We start from the raw sequence: 17,344 nt of genomic DNA, 5'->3' as shown, positions 1-17,344 counted from the left end.
ATCAGTCGCGCGCCTCGGCGAGCAGCTTCTGGATGCGCGAGACGCCCTCGACGAGGTCCTCGTCACCGAGCGCGTACGAGAGCCGCAGGTAACCCGGCGTGCCGAAGGCCTCGCCCGGAACCACCGCGACCTCGGCCTCCTCCAGGATGAGCGCGGCGAGCTCGACGGAGCTCTGCGGACGCTTGCCGCGGATCTCCTTGCCGAGCAGGCCCTTCACCGACGGGTACGCGTAGAAGGCGCCCTCGGGCTCCGGGCACACGATGCCGTCGATCTCGTTGAGCATCCGCACGATCGTCTTACGACGCCGGTCGAAGGCCTCGCGCATCTTCTCCACGGCCGTCAGGTCGCCGGACACGGCGGCGAGCGCGGCCGCCTGCGCCACGTTGGAGACGTTCGAGGTGGCGTGCGACTGCAGGTTCGTCGCGGCCTTCACCACGTCCTTCGGGCCGACGATCCACCCGACGCGCCAGCCGGTCATCGCGTACGTCTTCGCGACACCGTTGACCACGATGCACTTGTCGCGCAGCTCCGGAAGGAGCGCCGGCAGCGACGTGAACTTCGCGTCTCCGTATACGAGGTGCTCGTAGATCTCGTCCGTCATCACCCACAGGCCGTGCTCCACGGCCCAGCGGCCGATGGCCTCGGCGTCGGCCTCGCTGTACACGGCGCCCGTCGGGTTCGACGGCGACACGAACAGCACGACCTTCGTGCGCTCGGTGCGCGCGGCCTCCAGCTGCTCCACGGAGACGCGGTAGCCGGTCGTCTCGTCGGCGACGACCTCCACCGGCACGCCGCCCGCGAGGCGGATCGACTCCGGGTACGTGGTCCAGTACGGGGCCGGGACGATGACCTCGTCGCCCGGGTCGAGGATCGCGGCGAACGCCTCGTAGATGGCCTGCTTGCCGCCGTTGGTCACCAGGATCTGCGAGGCGTCGACCTCGTAGCCGGAGTCGCGCAGCGTCTTCGCGGCGATCGCGGCCTTCAGCTCGGGCAGACCGCCGGCCGGGGTGTAGCGGTGGAACTTCGGGTTCTTGCAGGCCTCGATGGCCGCCTCGACCACGTAGTCCGGCGTCGGGAAGTCGGGTTCACCGGCGCCGAAGCCGATCACCGGGCGCCCGGCGGCCTTGAGGGCCTTGGCCTTGGCGTCGACGGCGAGGGTCGCGGACTCGGAGATCGAACCGACCCGGGCCGACACCCGACGCTCGGTGGGAGAGGAACCTGCGGACGGAGAAGGAGTTGCAGCGCTCATGACCCCATCGTTCCAGACCGGAAACCCGCCCGGCACACGGGTTTCGAAGACCATGGGATCCGCTCTTGATCCACTTGCGGATGTTGCTCGTTCGACGGAGGGCTCCGGAACACGTACACTCACTGCTCGTTGGCCTTCAACGGCCGCGCCTTCCGACCGCACTCCGTGCGTACGGGCGGATGCGGTACGTTGGGGGAGACAAAGGGTCGTAGCTCAATTGGTAGAGCACTGGTCTCCAAAACCAGCGGTTGGGGGTTCAAGTCCCTCCGGCCCTGCTACACACTCCTTCGCCAGGATGTGTGCGCATGTACGTACTGCATTGCACCGCCGTGCGGCTCCACCGGGCGCGGCACGGCCACGACCCGGAATCAGGTGAGGACGAGTGACGGACGCCGTGGGCTCCATCGACAAGCCTGATGCCCAGGACGAAGCACTGGAGTCCAAGAAGGCCCGCAAGGGTGGCAAGCGCGGAAAGAAGGGCCCCTTCGGCCGTCTCGCGCTCTTCTACCGCCAGATCGTCGCGGAACTCCGCAAGGTCGTCTGGCCGACTCGCAGTCAGCTCTCGACGTACACCACAGTGGTGATTGTGTTCGTCGTCATCATGATCGGTCTTGTCACCGTGATTGACTATGGCTTCAACCACCTTGTCAAGTACGTATTCGGCTGAGCCGAAAAGCGGAGGGCGCCGAGTCCGGCGCCCCTTTCGCGCGTTCCACCCCTATGTATCCAGGAAGAAGCAGCCACAGTGTCTGACCCGAACCTGAACGAGGCGATCGAGCCGGTCGAGTCCGCTGAGGACGAGCTCGACATCGTCGAGGCGGCGGACGCCGAGGACCCGGACCAGGCAGAGGCTGCCGACATCGCTGCCGGCGAGCCCGCCGAGGAAGCCGCGGTCGAGACCGTGGTGGACGCCGACGCCGAGGCCGCCGAGGAAGCCCAGGCGGAGGACGTCCCGGCCGAGGCCGATGAGGCCGACGCAGAGGCCGAGGAAGCCGTCGAGGAGGAGCCGGTCGACCCGATCGCCGCGCTCCGCGAGGAGCTGCGGTTCCTGCCCGGCGACTGGTACGTGATCCACACCTACGCGGGCTACGAGAAGCGCGTGAAGGCGAACCTGGAGCAGCGCGCCGTCTCGCTCAACGTCGAGGAGTTCATCTACCAGGCCGAGGTCCCCGAGGAAGAGATCGTCCAGATCAAGAACGGCGAGCGCAAGAACGTCCGGCAGAACAAGCTGCCCGGCTACGTTCTCGTCCGCATGGATCTGACGAACGAGTCCTGGGGTGTCGTCCGCAACACGCCCGGCGTCACCGGCTTCGTGGGCAATGCCTACGACCCGTACCCGCTGACCCTGGACGAGATCGTCAAGATGCTCGCCCCGGAGGCCGAGGAGAAGGCCGCCCGCGAGGCCGCCGAGTCCGAGGGCAAGCCGGCGCCGCAGCGCAAGGTCGAGGTCCAGGTCCTGGACTTCGAGGTCGGCGACTCGGTCACCGTCACCGACGGCCCGTTCGCGACGCTGCAGGCGACGATCAACGAGATCAATGCCGACTCGAAGAAGGTCAAGGGCCTCGTCGAGATCTTTGGCCGCGAGACCCCGGTCGAGCTGAGCTTCGACCAGATCCAGAAGAACTAGCCCTTTCCGGCGCCTTCTGGGCACACGCTTCCGAACAGGTCAGACGGGCCCCAAAGCCTGTCTGACCTGCTCGGTTTTTAGCCGCGCATGGATACCCGTTATCGTTGTGCGGTATGCCTCCATCCGGATGATCTGGACGATCATCGATCAGCCTTGATCAGGATGGCGGCCGAACACTCTCACTAAGACCCGGAGAGAGAGCACATGCCTCCCAAGAAGAAGAAGGTCACGGGGCTTATCAAGCTCCAGATCCAGGCCGGCGCCGCCAACCCGGCCCCGCCTGTCGGCCCCGCGCTGGGCCAGCACGGCGTGAACATCATGGAGTTCTGCAAGGCCTACAACGCCGCGACCGAGTCGCAGCGCGGTTGGGTCATCCCGGTGGAGATCACGGTCTACGAGGACCGTTCCTTCACCTTCATCACCAAGACCCCGCCGGCCGCGAAGATGATCCTCAAGGCCGCTGGTGTCGAGAAGGGCTCCGGCGAGCCGCACAAGACCAAGGTCGCCAAGATCACCGAGGCGCAGGTCCGCGAGATCGCCACCACCAAGATGCCCGACCTCAACGCCAATGACCTGGACGCCGCGTCCAAGATCATCGCCGGCACCGCCCGCTCCATGGGCGTCACGGTCGAGGGCTGACCTCCACCTCGCAGATCCATCCGTGGCAGGGCCTGCTCGGCCCGCACCACGACTCCTCTAGAACTCAGGAGAAGCAAGTGAGCAAGCGCAGCAAGTCTCTCCGCGCTGCGGACGCCAAGGTCGACGGGGCCAAGCTCTACGCCCCGCTCGAGGCCGTCCGTCTCGCCAAGGAGACCTCCACGTCGAAGTTCGACGGCACCGTCGAGGTCGCCTTCCGCCTGGGCGTTGACCCGCGCAAGGCCGACCAGATGGTCCGTGGCACCGTGAACCTCCCGCACGGCACCGGTAAGACCGCCCGGGTCCTGGTCTTCGCGACCGGTGACCGTGCTGCGGCCGCGGAAGCCGCTGGCGCCGACATCGTCGGCTCCGACGAGCTCATCGCCGAGATCGCCAAGGGCGACCGCCTGAACGAGTTCGACGCCGTTGTCGCCACCCCGGACCTCATGGGCAAGGTCGGCCGCCTCGGCCGCGTGCTCGGTCCGCGTGGCCTCATGCCGAACCCGAAGACCGGCACCGTGACCCCGGACGTGGCCAAGGCCGTGACCGAGATCAAGGGCGGCAAGATCGAGTTCCGCGTCGACAAGCACGCGAACCTGCACTTCATCATCGGCAAGGTGTCCTTCGACGACGCCAAGCTGGTGGAGAACTACGGCGCGGCCCTGGAGGAGATCCTCCGCCTGAAGCCGTCCGCCGCCAAGGGTCGCTACATCAAGAAGGCCGCCATCAGCACCACGATGGGCCCCGGCATTCAGCTCGACTCCAACCGCACCCGCAACCTCCTCGTCGAGGAGGACCCGGCCGCGGTCTGAGCCCCATAAGGCTCGCTGAAGTCGGCTACGGGCCCCGCACCTTTCGAGGTGCGGGGCCCGTTCCGCTTTTCCGGCCCGTACGGCGCGGTGGCTGCGCTAGCTTCGCGGTGACCGACTGGGGGAGTGGATGCTGCGGTACGCGCGCGTAGTGACTCTGGCAGCCGTGGGCATCCTGCTCACCGCCTGCGGCGGCACACAGGAGCACGGGGCAGGCGAGGTGCGCGAAGCGCGCGAGGCATTGCGCACGGCCCGGCAGCAGGTCGTCGCGGCGGGCTCGGCGCGCGTCGACGCGACGATGACCACCGGCAAGCGGCTGACCTCGCGCAGTACGGGCGCGCTCGGCTGGTCGGACGGTGTCGAGGGCACCCTGACCGTGCGGGTCACGGGCGGCGAACTGGCCGCATCCACGCGCGCGTTGGGCGGTGACCCGTCCCAGACGCGCTTCCTTCCGGATGCCCAGTACACGCGCATGAGTGACCGGTTCGCCGAGCTCCAGGGCGGCCGGCACTGGATCCGCCGCCCCTACGACACCCGCAGCGACCTCACCCCGGCCGACGCCCTCAAGGGCCTCATCGAGGCCGAGGACGTCCACAGGGTGGGTCGGGAGACCGTGCGCGGCACACGGGCCACCCACTATCGGGGGACCGTCGGCCGCCGACACATCGACGTATGGCTCGATGCACGGCACCACCTGGTGCAGCGCGCCCAGCACGTGGGTGATTTCACGGTGACCGTCCACTACCGCGGATACGGCGCCCCGGCCGCGGTCGAACGCCCGGCAGCACGGGACACCGTCGACTTCGCGGACGTCACGGGCGCCGGATGAAGCTGTGGGCGGGCTGTCCGAGCCGTCCGCTATCGTGCGGACAGATCGAGACGCACCAAGGGGTGGGATTCAAGATGACTGTTTCCGTACGACGTGTGGTCGGCGCCGCCGCTGCCACCGCGCTGCTGTGTTCGGCCGTCGCCGCCTGCGGTGGCGGCGACGACAAGGGCAGCGAGAAGGCCTCCGGGACGGGGTCCCAGTCGGTCGCGCAGGCCGTCAAGGCCGCGTACACGAAGACCTCCGCGGCCAAGTCCGCCAAGGTCGACATGACCATGAAGATGCCGACGGCCGCCCAGGGCGGTGGCGACATGAAGATGTCCGGCACCATGGGCTGGGACCCGACCGTCATGGATATGACGATGTCCGGGGCCGCGCTCTCCGGGGGCGGCGCCGACGCGCCCAAGAACATCCGCATGCTCATGCAGGACAACGTGATGTACATGGACATGGGCGCCAACGCGGCCAAGACCATGGACGGCAAGCGCTGGATGAAGATGGACCTCGCCGCCATGGCGAAGAAGTCCGGCGACGAGAAGCTGGCGAGCCAGATGACCGGCAGCCTGGACAACATGAACCAGGACCCGGCCCAGCAGATCGCCGTCCTCCTGGACTCGCCCAACCTGAAGCACCTCGGTTCGGCCACGGTGGACGGCGCCGAGACGCAGCACTACAAGGGCAAGCTGACGGTCGACGAGATGCTGGCGAAGAACGACTCGCTGAAGGTCCTCGGCAAGTCCGAGCGCGACCAGCTGCTCAAGAACGTCAAGAAGGCCGGTATCAAGACCTACGACACCGAGCTGTGGATCAACAAGGACGACCTGCCGGTCCGGCTCGACGTCACGATGGACAGCTCGCAGGGCGCCATCCAGATGTCGGAGAAGTTCTCCGACTACGGCGCCGCGGTGAAGGCCGATGTGCCGCCCGCGAGCCAGACCTTCGACATGATGCAGATGCTCAAGGAGCTCGGCGGGGCCTCCGGCGGCGCCGGCAGCAGCACCGGTTCTGCCTCTTAGGGGGGCGACCGCGGCGTCTGAGCGGATTTGCTCGACACGCTCTCTTTCACGTAACCTTCCACAGAAGCCAAAGACCGCTGGTCGTTGCCGTGCGCTCGCAAGAGGGTTCGGTGGCCGAAGGATCCGCTGAAACTGCGGACGACCCGCGCAGGTGACCGTGGAAGTGCTCCTGGAACCCCTTCGGGGAATCCGGTCGAGCTCACGCCCCGTGCGCCTGCGCCGGGGCGTTTCGTTTTCCCCAGCCTCCTTGCGAGCGGTCCTCATCACCCGGAAGGAGGCTGACGCTCTATGCCGACGCCCGACAAGGCTGCCGCGGTAGCCGAGCTCACGGACAAGTTCCGCAGCTCGAGCGCCGCTGTGCTGACCGAGTACCGGGGTCTCACCGTGGCCCAGCTCAAGGAGCTGCGCCGTTCGCTCGGTGAGAACTCCGAGTACGCCGTGGTGAAGAACACGCTGACCAAGATCGCGGCCAACGAGGCCGGGATCAACACGCTGGACGACCTGTTCAACGGTCCGACGGCGGTTGCCTTCGTCACCGGTGACCCGGTGGAGTCGGCCAAGGGTCTTCGTGACTTCGCCAAGGAGAACCCGAATCTCGTCATCAAGGGCGGTGTCCTTGACGGCAAGGCGCTGTCCGCCGACGAGATCAAGAAGCTTGCGGACCTCGAGTCCCGCGAGGTTCTGCTGTCCAAGCTGGCCGGTGCCTTCAAGGCGAAGCAGTCGCAGGCTGCCTCCGTCTTCAACGCGCTGCCGACGAAGCTCGTCCGCACCCTGGACGCGCTCCGTGCCAAGCAGGACGAGCAGGGCGGTGCCGAGTAACTCGGCTCGCTTTTTGATCCTCGCCGCCTGACCGGGCGGCAGGGATCGCAGCGGGCCCGAACGTACGCCCGCCTCACCCAGTACATCCGGCACCTGCCGATTTAGTGGAAGGACCGCCATCATGGCGAAGCTCACCCAGGACGAGCTGCTTGCGCAGTTCGAGGAGATGACCCTCATCGAGCTCTCCGAGTTCGTGAAGGCCTTCGAGGACAAGTTCGACGTCGAGGCCGCTGCCGCCGCCCCGGTCGTCGTCGCCGGTGGTGCCGCTGGTGGCGCCGCCGCCGAGGCCGCCGAGGAGCAGGACGAGTTCGACGTCATCCTCACCGGCGCCGGTGACAAGAAGATCCAGGTCATCAAGGTCGTGCGCGAGCTCACCTCCCTGGGCCTCAAGGAGGCCAAGGACCTCGTCGACGGCACCCCGAAGCCGGTCCTCGAGAAGGTCGCCAAGGACGCTGCCGAGAAGGCCAAGGAGCAGCTCGAGGGCGCCGGCGCGGCCGTCGAGGTCAAGTAAGACCTCTTCGAGTCTGTCGACTCCTCTCCGGTGAAATTGCTCCCCCGGGAGCTGTAACGCCGAGGTACCGAAGGGCGATCACCCAACTGGGTGGTCGCCCTTCGGCGTTGTCCGGATCGCAGGCCGAGGGTGCCTTGCGCTGTCGGACGTGCAGAGTATGGTGATCTTCGTTGTGCCTGGCGCCACCCCTGTTCGGCCAAGAGGGGGCCTTGACGAACAGCACGCAGCGCGCAATTCTCAGGACGCGTCGTCACAACGATCCGGATCCGAGGCATGGATCGACGGCGAAGAGGGCAGTAAGGATGTGCGCTCAGCGCACAGGGAACGCCGCAGACGGTGAACGGATGAGAACAACGAGGGTCTCAAAAAACCCGCACTGGACATCAGTGGGCCTTCTGGCTACACTGTCCCTTTGCGCTGCCTGTTAGCTGCTCCCTGCCCGTCACCAGGGGCATGCCCTCGCCTCAGCACTGTGGATTGAATCGGCTCTGACCTGGCCATATGCCAGATCAGGGGCTCTGTCCCGTGTATGGCTTGGGACCGGTACGCGCGTAGTGAGTCCGAGCCCTCGGAAGGACCCCCTCTTGGCCGCCTCGCGCAACGCCTCGATCGCGAATACGAACAACGGCGCCAGCACCGCCCCGCTGCGCATCTCCTTTGCAAAGATCAGGGAGCCCCTCGAGGTCCCGAACCTGCTCGCGCTGCAAACCGAGAGCTTTGACTGGCTGCTCGGAAACACCGCTTGGCAGAGTCGGGTCGAGGCGGCTCTCGAGTCGGGTCAGGACGTCCCCAGGAAGTCCGGTCTGGAGGAGATCTTCGAGGAGATCTCTCCGATCGAGGACTTCTCCGGGTCGATGTCCCTGACGTTCCGCGACCACCGCTTCGAACCGCCGAAGAACTCCATCGACGAGTGCAAGGAGCGCGACTTCACGTACGCGGCTCCGCTCTTCGTCACCGCCGAATTCACCAACAACGAGACCGGCGAGATCAAGTCCCAGACGGTCTTCATGGGCGACTTCCCGCTCATGACCAACAAGGGCACCTTCGTCATCAACGGCACCGAGCGTGTCGTTGTCTCCCAGCTGGTCCGCTCGCCGGGTGTCTACTTCGACTCCTCCATCGACAAGACGTCCGACAAGGACATCTTCTCCGCCAAGATCATCCCGTCCCGGGGTGCCTGGCTGGAGATGGAGATCGACAAGCGCGACATGGTCGGTGTGCGCATCGACCGCAAGCGCAAGCAGTCCGTCACCGTTCTCCTGAAGGCTCTCGGTTGGACGACCGAGCAGATCCTCGAGGAGTTCGGCGAGTACGAGTCCATGCGCGCCACTCTGGAGAAGGACCACACCCAGGGCCAGGACGACGCGCTGCTCGACATCTACCGCAAGCTGCGTCCGGGCGAGCCGCCCACGCGTGAGGCCGCGCAGACGCTGCTCGAGAACCTCTACTTCAACCCGAAGCGCTACGACCTCGCGAAGGTCGGCCGCTACAAGGTGAACAAGAAGCTCGGTGCCGAGGAGCCGCTGGACGCCGGCGTGCTCACGACCGACGACATCATCGCCTCCATCAAGTACCTCGTGAAGCTGCACGCGGGCGAGACGGAGACGGTGGGCGAGTCGGGCCGGGAGATCGTCGTCGAGACCGACGACATCGACCACTTCGGCAACCGTCGTATCCGTAACGTCGGCGAGCTCATCCAGAACCAGGTCCGTACGGGTCTCGCCCGTATGGAGCGCGTCGTGCGCGAGCGCATGACGACCCAGGACGTCGAGGCGATCACGCCGCAGACCCTGATCAACATTCGCCCGGTCGTGGCGTCGATCAAGGAGTTCTTCGGTACCTCGCAGCTGTCCCAGTTCATGGACCAGAACAACCCGCTGTCGGGGCTGACGCACAAGCGTCGTCTGAACGCCCTCGGCCCGGGTGGTCTGTCCCGTGAGCGGGCGGGCTTCGAGGTCCGTGACGTGCACCCCTCGCACTACGGCCGCATGTGCCCGATCGAGACCCCTGAAGGCCCGAACATCGGTCTGATCGGCTCGCTCGCCTCGTACGGCCGGATCAACCCCTTCGGCTTCATCGAGACGCCGTACCGCAAGGTCGTCGAGGGCGTCGTCACCGACGACGTCGACTACCTGACGGCCGACGAGGAGGACCGCTTCGTCATCGCGCAGGCCAACGCGCCGCTGACGGACGAGCTCCAGTTCGCCGAGGCCCGCGTCCTGGTCCGCCGCCGTGGCGGAGAGGTCGACTACGTCCCCGGTGACGACGTCGACTACATGGACGTCTCGCCGCGCCAGATGGTGTCGGTCGCGACCGCGATGATCCCGTTCCTCGAGCACGACGACGCCAACCGTGCCCTCATGGGCGCGAACATGATGCGTCAGGCCGTGCCGCTGATTAAGTCCGAGGCGCCGCTCGTCGGCACCGGCATGGAGTACCGCTGCGCCACCGACGCCGGCGACGTGCTCAAGGCCGAGAAGGACGGTGTGGTCCAGGAGGTCTCCGCGGACTACATCACCACTGCCAACGACGACGGCACGTACAGCACGTACCGCCTGCACAAGTTCTCCCGCTCGAACCAGGGCACTTCTGTCAACCAGAAGGTCGTCGTGGACGAGGGCGCGCGGATCATCACCGGCCAGGTCCTGGCCGACGGTCCCGCGACCGAAGAGGGCGAGATGGCCCTCGGTAAGAACCTGCTCGTGGCGTTCATGCCGTGGGAGGGTCACAACTACGAGGACGCGATCATCCTGTCGCAGCGCCTCGTGCAGGACGACGTCCTCTCCTCGATCCACATCGAGGAGCACGAGGTCGACGCCCGTGACACCAAGCTCGGCCCGGAGGAGATCACCCGGGACATCCCGAACGTCTCCGAGGAGGTCCTCGCCGACCTCGACGAGCGCGGCATCATCCGTATCGGTGCCGAGGTCGTCGCCGGCGACATCCTCGTCGGCAAGGTCACGCCCAAGGGTGAGACCGAGCTGACGCCGGAGGAGCGCCTGCTCCGCGCGATCTTCGGTGAGAAGGCGCGCGAGGTGCGCGACACCTCGCTGAAGGTGCCGCACGGTGAGATCGGCAAGGTCATCGGCGTCCGCGTCTTCGACCGCGAAGAGGGCGACGAGCTCCCGCCGGGCGTGAACCAGCTGGTTCGTGTCTACGTGGCCCAGAAGCGCAAGATCACCGATGGTGACAAGCTCGCCGGCCGTCACGGCAACAAGGGCGTCATCTCGAAGATCAACCCGATCGAGGACATGCCGTTCCTGGAGGACGGCACCCCGGTCGACATCATCCTCAACCCGCTGGGTGTGCCGTCCCGAATGAACCCGGGACAGGTTCTGGAGATCCACCTCGGCTGGCTCGCCAGCCAGGGCTGGGACGTCTCCGGTCTGAGCGACCAGTGGGCCAAGAGCCTGCAGGCGATCGGCGCCGACCAGGTCGAGCCGCGTACGAACGTCGCGACCCCGGTCTTCGACGGTGCGCGTGAGGACGAGCTCGCGGGCCTGCTCGAGAACGCCCGGCCGAACCGCGACGGCGACCGCATGGTCCTTCCGTCCGGTAAGGCGAGGCTGTTCGACGGCCGCTCCGGTGAGCCGTTCCCGGACCCGATCTCGGTCGGGTACATGTACATCCTCAAGCTGCACCACCTGGTCGACGACAAGCTGCACGCGCGTTCGACCGGTCCGTACTCGATGATCACCCAGCAGCCGCTGGGTGGTAAGGCTCAGTTCGGTGGCCAGCGCTTCGGTGAGATGGAGGTGTGGGCGCTTGAGGCTTATGGCGCCGCTTACGCCCTCCAGGAGCTGCTGACGATCAAGTCCGACGACGTCACCGGCCGCGTGAAGGTCTACGAGGCCATCGTCAAGGGCGAGAACATCCCCGAGCCCGGCATTCCCGAGTCCTTCAAGGTGCTCATCAAGGAAATGCAGTCCCTGTGCCTCAACGTGGAGGTGCTGTCCTCGGACGGCATGTCCATCGAGATGCGCGACACCGACGAGGACGTCTTCCGCGCAGCGGAGGAGCTCGGCATCGACCTGTCCCGGCGCGAGCCGAGCAGCGTCGAAGAGGTCTGACGGGAGTCCGGCAGGGGCCCAGCCACTGGGCCCCTGCCGACCCCTCGACCCCCGTTTCAGACCACAGACTTACAACCCTGAGAGGGATTGACGCATAGTGCTCGACGTCAACTTCTTCGATGAGCTCCGGATCGGTCTGGCCACCGCTGACGACATCCGTCAGTGGAGCCACGGCGAGGTCAAGAAGCCCGAGACCATCAACTACCGCACCCTCAAGCCCGAAAAGGACGGACTCTTCTGCGAGAAGATCTTCGGTCCGACCCGGGACTGGGAGTGCTACTGCGGTAAGTACAAGCGTGTCCGCTTCAAGGGCATCATCTGTGAGCGCTGCGGCGTCGAGGTGACTCGCGCCAAGGTGCGTCGTGAGCGGATGGGCCACATCGAGCTGGCCGCTCCCGTCACCCACATCTGGTACTTCAAGGGCGTCCCGTCGCGTCTGGGCTACCTGCTCGACCTCGCCCCGAAGGACCTCGAGAAGGTCATCTACTTCGCGGCGTACATGATCACGTTCGTCGACGAGGAGCGTCGTACCCGCGACCTGCCCTCCCTCGAGGCGCACGTCCAGGTCGAGCGTCAGCAGATCGAGAACCGCCGCGACTCCGACCTGGAGGCCCGCGCCAAGAAGCTCGAGACCGACCTGGCCGAGCTCGAGGCCGAGGGTGCCAAGGCCGATGTGCGCCGCAAGGTGCGCGAGGGTGCCGAGCGCGAGATGAAGCAGCTGCGCGACCGTGCGCAGCGCGAGATCGACCGTCTGGACGAGGTCTGGTCGCGCTTCAAGAACCTCAAGGTCCAGGACCTCGAGGGCGACGAGCTCCTCTACCGCGAGCTGCGTGACCGCTTCGGTACGTACTTCGACGGTTCGATGGGTGCCGCGGCGCTGCAGAAGCGCCTCGAGACCTTCGACCTCGAGGAGGAGGCCGAGCGCCTCCGCGAGATCATCCGTACCGGCAAGGGCCAGAAGAAGACCCGTGCGCTCAAGCGCCTCAAGGTCGTCTCCGCGTTCCTGCAGACCAGCAACAGCCCCAAGGGCATGGTGCTCGACTGCGTGCCGGTCATCCCGCCGGACCTGCGTCCGATGGTGCAGCTGGACGGTGGCCGCTTCGCGACCTCCGACCTGAACGACCTGTACCGCCGCGTCATCAACCGCAACAACCGCCTGAAGCGCCTTCTCGACCTCGGTGCGCCCGAGATCATCGTGAACAACGAGAAGCGCATGCTCCAGGAGGCCGTGGACGCCCTCTTCGACAACGGTCGTCGTGGTCGCCCGGTGACCGGTCCCGGTAACCGCCCGCTGAAGTCCCTGAGCGACATGCTCAAGGGCAAGCAGGGTCGTTTCCGTCAGAACCTTCTCGGTAAGCGTGTGGACTACTCCGCGCGTTCCGTGATCGTCGTCGGTCCGCAGCTGAAGCTGCACCAGTGTGGTCTGCCGAAGGCCATGGCGCTGGAGCTCTTCAAGCCGTTCGTGATGAAGCGTCTGGTCGACCTGAACCACGCGCAGAACATCAAGAGCGCCAAGCGCATGGTGGAGCGCGGCCGCACGGTCGTGTACGACGTCCTCGAAGAGGTCATCGCCGAGCACCCGGTTCTGCTGAACCGTGCTCCCACCCTGCACCGCCTCGGCATCCAGGCCTTCGAGCCGCAGCTGGTCGAGGGCAAGGCCATTCAGATCCACCCGCTCGTCTGCACCGCGTTCAACGCGGACTTCGACGGTGACCAGATGGCCGTGCACCTGCCGCTCTCCGCGGAGGCACAGGCCGAGGCCCGCATCCTGATGCTGTCCTCGAACAACATCCTCAAGCCCGCCGACGGCCGTCCGGTGACGATGCCCACCCAGGACATGGTCCTCGGCCTGTTCTTCCTCACCACCGACGGTGAGCTCCGTGACGTCAAGGGCGAGGGCCGCGCGTTCGGCTCCACGGCCGAGGCGACCATGGCGTTCGACGCCGGCGAGCTGGCGCTCCAGTCGTCCGTCGACATCCGCTTCCCGGTGGGCACCATGCCGCCGCGCGGCTGGACCCCGCCGCCCGTCGAGGAGGGTGAGCCCGAGTACCAGCCGGGTGACAGCTTCCGCCTGCGGACGACCCTGGGCCGCGCGCTCTTCAACGAGCTGCTGCCCGAGGACTACCCGTTCGTCGACTACTCGGTGGGCAAGAAGCAGCTCGGCGAGATCGTCAACGACCTGGCGGAGCGCTACCCCAAGGTGATCGTGGCGGCGACGCTCGACAACCTGAAGGCGGCCGGCTTCTACTGGGGCACCCGCTCCGGCGTCACCGTGGCCATCTCCGACGTCGTCGTTCCCGAGGCGAAGAAGGAAATCGTCGCGGGCTACGAGGCGCAGGACGAGAAGGTCCAGAAGCAGTACGAGCGCGGTCTCATCACGAAGGAAGAGCGCACTCAGGAGCTCATCGCGATCTGGACCAAGGCGACCAATGAGGTCTCCGAGGCGATGAACGCGAACTTCCCGAAGACCAACCCCATCTTCATGATGGTTGACTCGGGTGCCCGAGGAAACATGATGCAGATGCGTCAGATCGCGGGTATGCGTGGTCTGGTGTCGAACGCCAAGAACGAGACGATCCCGCGTCCGATCAAGGCCTCCTTCCGTGAGGGCCTGTCGGTGCTGGAGTACTTCATCTCGACTCACGGTGCTCGTAAGGGTCTCGCGGACACGGCTCTTCGTACCGCCGACTCCGGTTACCTCACCCGTCGTCTGGTCGACGTCTCGCAGGACGTCATCATTCGCGAGGAGGACTGCGGCACCGACCGTGGCCTCAAGCTCCAGATCGCGGAGCGTGGCGCCGACGGCGTGCTGCGCAAGACCGAAGACGTCGAGACCAGCGTGTATGCCCGCATGCTCGCCGAGGACATCGTCGTCGACGGCAAGGTCATCGCGCCGGCCAACGTCGACCTGGGTGACGTGCTCATCGACGCCCTCGTCGCCCACGGCGTCGAGATCGTCAAGACCCGCTCGGTGCTCACCTGTGAGTCCGCGGTCGGCACCTGTGCCTTCTGCTACGGCCGCTCGCTGGCCACCGGCAAGCTGGTCGACATCGGTGAGGCGGTCGGCATCATCGCCGCCCAGTCCATCGGTGAGCCCGGTACCCAGCTGACGATGCGTACCTTCCACACCGGTGGTGTGGCCGGTGACGACATCACCCAGGGTCTGCCCCGTGTCGTCGAGCTCTTCGAGGCTCGTACGCCGAAGGGTGTCGCCCCGATCTCCGAGGCCGCGGGTCGTATCCGCATCGAGGAGACCGAGAAGACCAAGAAGATCGTCGTCACCCCCGACGACGGCAGCGACGAGACGCCGTTCCCGATCTCGAAGCGTGCCCGTCTGCTGGTGGGCGAGGGCGACCACGTCGAGGTCGGCCAGAAGCTGACCGTGGGTGCCACCAACCCGCACGACGTGCTGCGCATTCTGGGTCAGCGTGCGGTCCAGGTGCACCTGGTCGGCGAGGTCCAGAAGGTCTACAACTCGCAGGGTGTGTCGATCCACGACAAGCACATCGAGATCATCATCCGGCAGATGCTGCGCCGCGTGACGATCATCGAGTCCGGCGACGCCGAGCTGCTGCCCGGCGAGCTGGTCGAGCGCTCGAAGTTCGAGGGCGAGAACCGTCGTGTGGTCACCGAGGGCGGTCACCCCGCCTCCGGCCGTCCGCAGCTGATGGGTATCACCAAGGCCTCGCTGGCGACGGAATCCTGGCTGTCGGCCGCCTCCTTCCAGGAGACGACCCGAGTCCTGACGGATGCGGCGATCAACGCCAAGTCCGACAGCCTCATCGGCCTCAAGGAGAACGTCATCATCGGTAAGCTCATCCCGGCCGGTACGGGTCTGTCCCGCTACCGCAACATCCGGGTGGAGCCCACCGAGGAGGCCAAGGCCGCGATGTACTCGGCCGTCGGCTACGACGACATCGACTACTCGCCGTTCGGCACCGGCTCCGGCCAGGCCGTTCCGCTGGAGGACTACGACTACGGTCCGTACAACCAGTAAGCGAGCAGCTGCGTGAAACCGCAGGGCGGCCACGCCGGGTAGAACCGGGGTGGCCGCCCTGCGGCGTATTGACGCATGATGGACACCACAACATGTCCGGGTCCCGGGGGAGTGGTCTCGTGTCGAATCCGTCGTGGCAGCCGGTCCCGTGGCCGGGCCAGCAGGGTCATCAGCCGTCGATGCTGGCCGCGCACGCGGACCGGGAGCGCGCCGTCGATGTGCTGCGCGCGGGGTTCGCGGAGGGACGCCTGCAGCAGAGCGAGTACGAGCGGCGGATCGAGCGGGCCTATCAGGCGCGCACGGTGGGCGAGCTGACGATGCTCGTGGCCGATCTGCCGCAGGGGCCGGCGCCCCAGCAGCAGTTCCAGCAGCAGTTCCAGCAGCAGATGATGGGCGTGCCCCGGACGTTCCTGCCGCCGCCCCCGCGGGCCACCAACGGCAAGGCGATCGGGGCCCTGGTGTGCGGTGTGGGCACGTTCTTCAGCGCCGGGGTCTCGGCGATCCCCGCGGTGATCCTGGGGCACATGGCGCGCAAGGAGATCCGGGAGCGGGGCGAGTCCGGCGACGGGATGGCGGTCGGCGGGCTGGTGCTCGGGTGGCTTTCCGTGGCGTTCTGGGCCCTGATCGTCGTCGCGATCGTCGTCGCGGGGTCCAGTAACGGGTAGCGGGCCGCCCGGCGTGTCCTGGCTCCGGGGTATTTGTTTTGACCACAGCGTATGAGATAGGTACGCTCAGACCTTGTGCCTGGGGTGTGCCTGGGCTCGTGTGCGTGTCATCAGCCGCACGGCGAGTCCGATCATGGCCACCGCAATCTGCCGCCTTCCCGCCTTCGGTGGGGGTCTGCAGTATTCGACACACCCGACCGCGTGGGTCGGGAAACGTTCCAGGTTAGCTTTACTACTCGGCACACAGAAACCGGAGAAGTAGTGCCTACGATCCAGCAGCTGGTCCGGAAGGGCCGGCAGGACAAGGTCGAGAAGAACAAGACGCCCGCGCTCGAGGGTTCGCCCCAGCGTCGTGGCGTCTGCACGCGTGTGTTCACGACCACCCCGAAGAAGCCGAACTCGGCCCTCCGTAAGGTCGCGCGTGTGCGTCTGACCAGCGGCATCGAGGTCACGGCCTACATTCCGGGTGAGGGACACAACCTGCAGGAGCACTCCATCGTGCTCGTGCGCGGCGGCCGTGTGAAGGACCTGCCCGGTGTTCGTTACAAGATCATCCGCGGTTCGCTTGACACCCAGGGTGTCAAGAACCGCAAGCAGGCCCGCAGCCGCTACGGCGCCAAGAAGGAGAAGTAAGAATGCCTCGTAAGGGCCCCGCCCCGAAGCGCCCGGTCATCATCGACCCGGTCTACGGTTCTCCTCTGGTGACCTCCCTCATCAACAAGGTGCTGCTGAACGGCAAGCGCTCCACCGCCGAGCGCATTGTGTACGGCGCCATGGAGGGCCTGCGTGAGAAGACCAGCAACGACCCGGTCATCACGCTGAAGCGCGCGCTTGAGAACATCAAGCCGACCCTCGAGGTCAAGTCCCGCCGTGTCGGTGGTGCGACCTACCAGGTTCCGATTGAGGTCAAGCCCGGCCGCGCCAACACCCTCGCGCTCCGCTGGCTCGTCGGCTACTCGCGCGCCCGTCGCGAGAAGACGATGACCGAGCGTCTGACGAACGAGCTGCTCGACGCCTCCAACGGCCTCGGTGCTGCCGTCAAGAAGCGCGAGGACACGCACAAGATGGCCGAGTCCAACAAGGCCTTCGCGCACTACCGCTGGTAGTCGCAACCCACAT

The 17,344-nt window shown here is 66.4% G+C and carries 14 protein-coding genes and 1 tRNA gene; 14 read left to right on the top strand and 1 reads right to left on the bottom strand.

All coding sequences use genetic code 11. The features are described from left to right. Position 1: 1 nt before the first annotated feature. A complete protein-coding gene (locus ACOKM3_RS18860) occupies positions 2 to 1,249 on the bottom strand; it encodes a pyridoxal phosphate-dependent aminotransferase (protein ID WP_426901915.1) in 1,248 nt (415 codons plus the stop codon). Between the two features lie 202 nt (positions 1,250 to 1,451). Between ACOKM3_RS18860 and ACOKM3_RS18855 the strand changes: the two genes are divergently transcribed. From ACOKM3_RS18855 to rpsG, 14 genes are all read left to right on the top strand, one after another. Further along, positions 1,452 to 1,524: transfer RNA gene (locus ACOKM3_RS18855), tRNA-Trp, on the top strand. A gap of 107 nt (positions 1,525 to 1,631) precedes the next feature. After that, on the top strand, positions 1,632 to 1,916 hold the full coding sequence (gene secE / locus ACOKM3_RS18850) for a preprotein translocase subunit SecE (RefSeq protein WP_326020884.1): 285 nt from the start codon (positions 1,632 to 1,634) through the stop codon (positions 1,914 to 1,916). A 78-nt stretch (positions 1,917 to 1,994) separates the two neighbouring features. Then, positions 1,995 to 2,876, top strand: a complete 882-nt coding sequence (gene nusG, locus ACOKM3_RS18845) for a transcription termination/antitermination protein NusG (protein WP_426901913.1) — start codon at positions 1,995 to 1,997, stop codon at positions 2,874 to 2,876. Positions 2,877 to 3,080: 204 nt separating this feature from the next. Further along, positions 3,081 to 3,515 carry a 50S ribosomal protein L11 gene (gene rplK / locus ACOKM3_RS18840; protein WP_040252631.1) on the top strand — a complete coding sequence of 145 codons (435 nt, stop codon included), beginning with the start codon at positions 3,081 to 3,083 and terminating at the stop codon, positions 3,513 to 3,515. A 77-nt stretch (positions 3,516 to 3,592) separates the two neighbouring features. Beyond that, positions 3,593 to 4,324, top strand: coding sequence for a 50S ribosomal protein L1 (rplA, locus tag ACOKM3_RS18835; RefSeq protein ID WP_385755853.1), 732 nt, complete (start codon positions 3,593 to 3,595; stop codon positions 4,322 to 4,324). A 148-nt stretch (positions 4,325 to 4,472) separates the two neighbouring features. Continuing rightward, a complete protein-coding gene (locus ACOKM3_RS18830; RefSeq protein ID WP_426901911.1) occupies positions 4,473 to 5,150 on the top strand; it encodes an SCO4651 family lipoprotein in 678 nt (225 codons plus the stop codon). 74 nt (positions 5,151 to 5,224) lie between these two features. Continuing rightward, positions 5,225 to 6,163: an SCO4651 family lipoprotein gene (locus ACOKM3_RS18825; protein WP_426901909.1), complete on the top strand. Its 939-nt coding sequence runs from the start codon at positions 5,225 to 5,227 to the stop codon at positions 6,161 to 6,163. Positions 6,164 to 6,451: 288 nt separating this feature from the next. Further along, positions 6,452 to 6,982, top strand: coding sequence for a 50S ribosomal protein L10 (gene rplJ / locus ACOKM3_RS18820; protein WP_426901907.1), 531 nt, complete (start codon positions 6,452 to 6,454; stop codon positions 6,980 to 6,982). A 121-nt stretch (positions 6,983 to 7,103) separates the two neighbouring features. Then, positions 7,104 to 7,493, top strand: a complete 390-nt coding sequence (gene rplL, locus ACOKM3_RS18815; RefSeq protein ID WP_385755860.1) for a 50S ribosomal protein L7/L12 — start codon at positions 7,104 to 7,106, stop codon at positions 7,491 to 7,493. Positions 7,494 to 8,077: 584 nt separating this feature from the next. Next, a complete protein-coding gene (gene rpoB, locus ACOKM3_RS18810; RefSeq protein WP_426901905.1) occupies positions 8,078 to 11,563 on the top strand; it encodes a DNA-directed RNA polymerase subunit beta in 3,486 nt (1,161 codons plus the stop codon). Positions 11,564 to 11,660: 97 nt separating this feature from the next. Then, on the top strand, positions 11,661 to 15,560 hold the full coding sequence (locus ACOKM3_RS18805; RefSeq protein ID WP_426901903.1) for a DNA-directed RNA polymerase subunit beta': 3,900 nt from the start codon (positions 11,661 to 11,663) through the stop codon (positions 15,558 to 15,560). A gap of 119 nt (positions 15,561 to 15,679) precedes the next feature. Beyond that, positions 15,680 to 16,225 (top strand): DUF1707 and DUF4190 domain-containing protein, encoded by a 546-nt coding sequence (locus ACOKM3_RS18800; protein ID WP_426901901.1) that lies wholly within the window; start codon positions 15,680 to 15,682, stop codon positions 16,223 to 16,225. A 261-nt stretch (positions 16,226 to 16,486) separates the two neighbouring features. Continuing rightward, a complete protein-coding gene (gene rpsL / locus ACOKM3_RS18795; RefSeq protein WP_003948652.1) occupies positions 16,487 to 16,858 on the top strand; it encodes a 30S ribosomal protein S12 in 372 nt (123 codons plus the stop codon). A gap of 2 nt (positions 16,859 to 16,860) precedes the next feature. Beyond that, positions 16,861 to 17,331 (top strand): 30S ribosomal protein S7, encoded by a 471-nt coding sequence (rpsG, locus tag ACOKM3_RS18790; RefSeq protein ID WP_266713060.1) that lies wholly within the window; start codon positions 16,861 to 16,863, stop codon positions 17,329 to 17,331. Positions 17,332 to 17,344 lie beyond the last annotated feature (13 nt).

The organism is Streptomyces nidicola (genome assembly GCF_050106155.1).
Lineage (GTDB): Bacteria > Actinomycetota > Actinomycetes > Streptomycetales > Streptomycetaceae > Streptomyces.
Note: the sequence above shows the minus strand (reverse complement) of the source record. Positions and strands in the feature narration are given on the sequence as shown.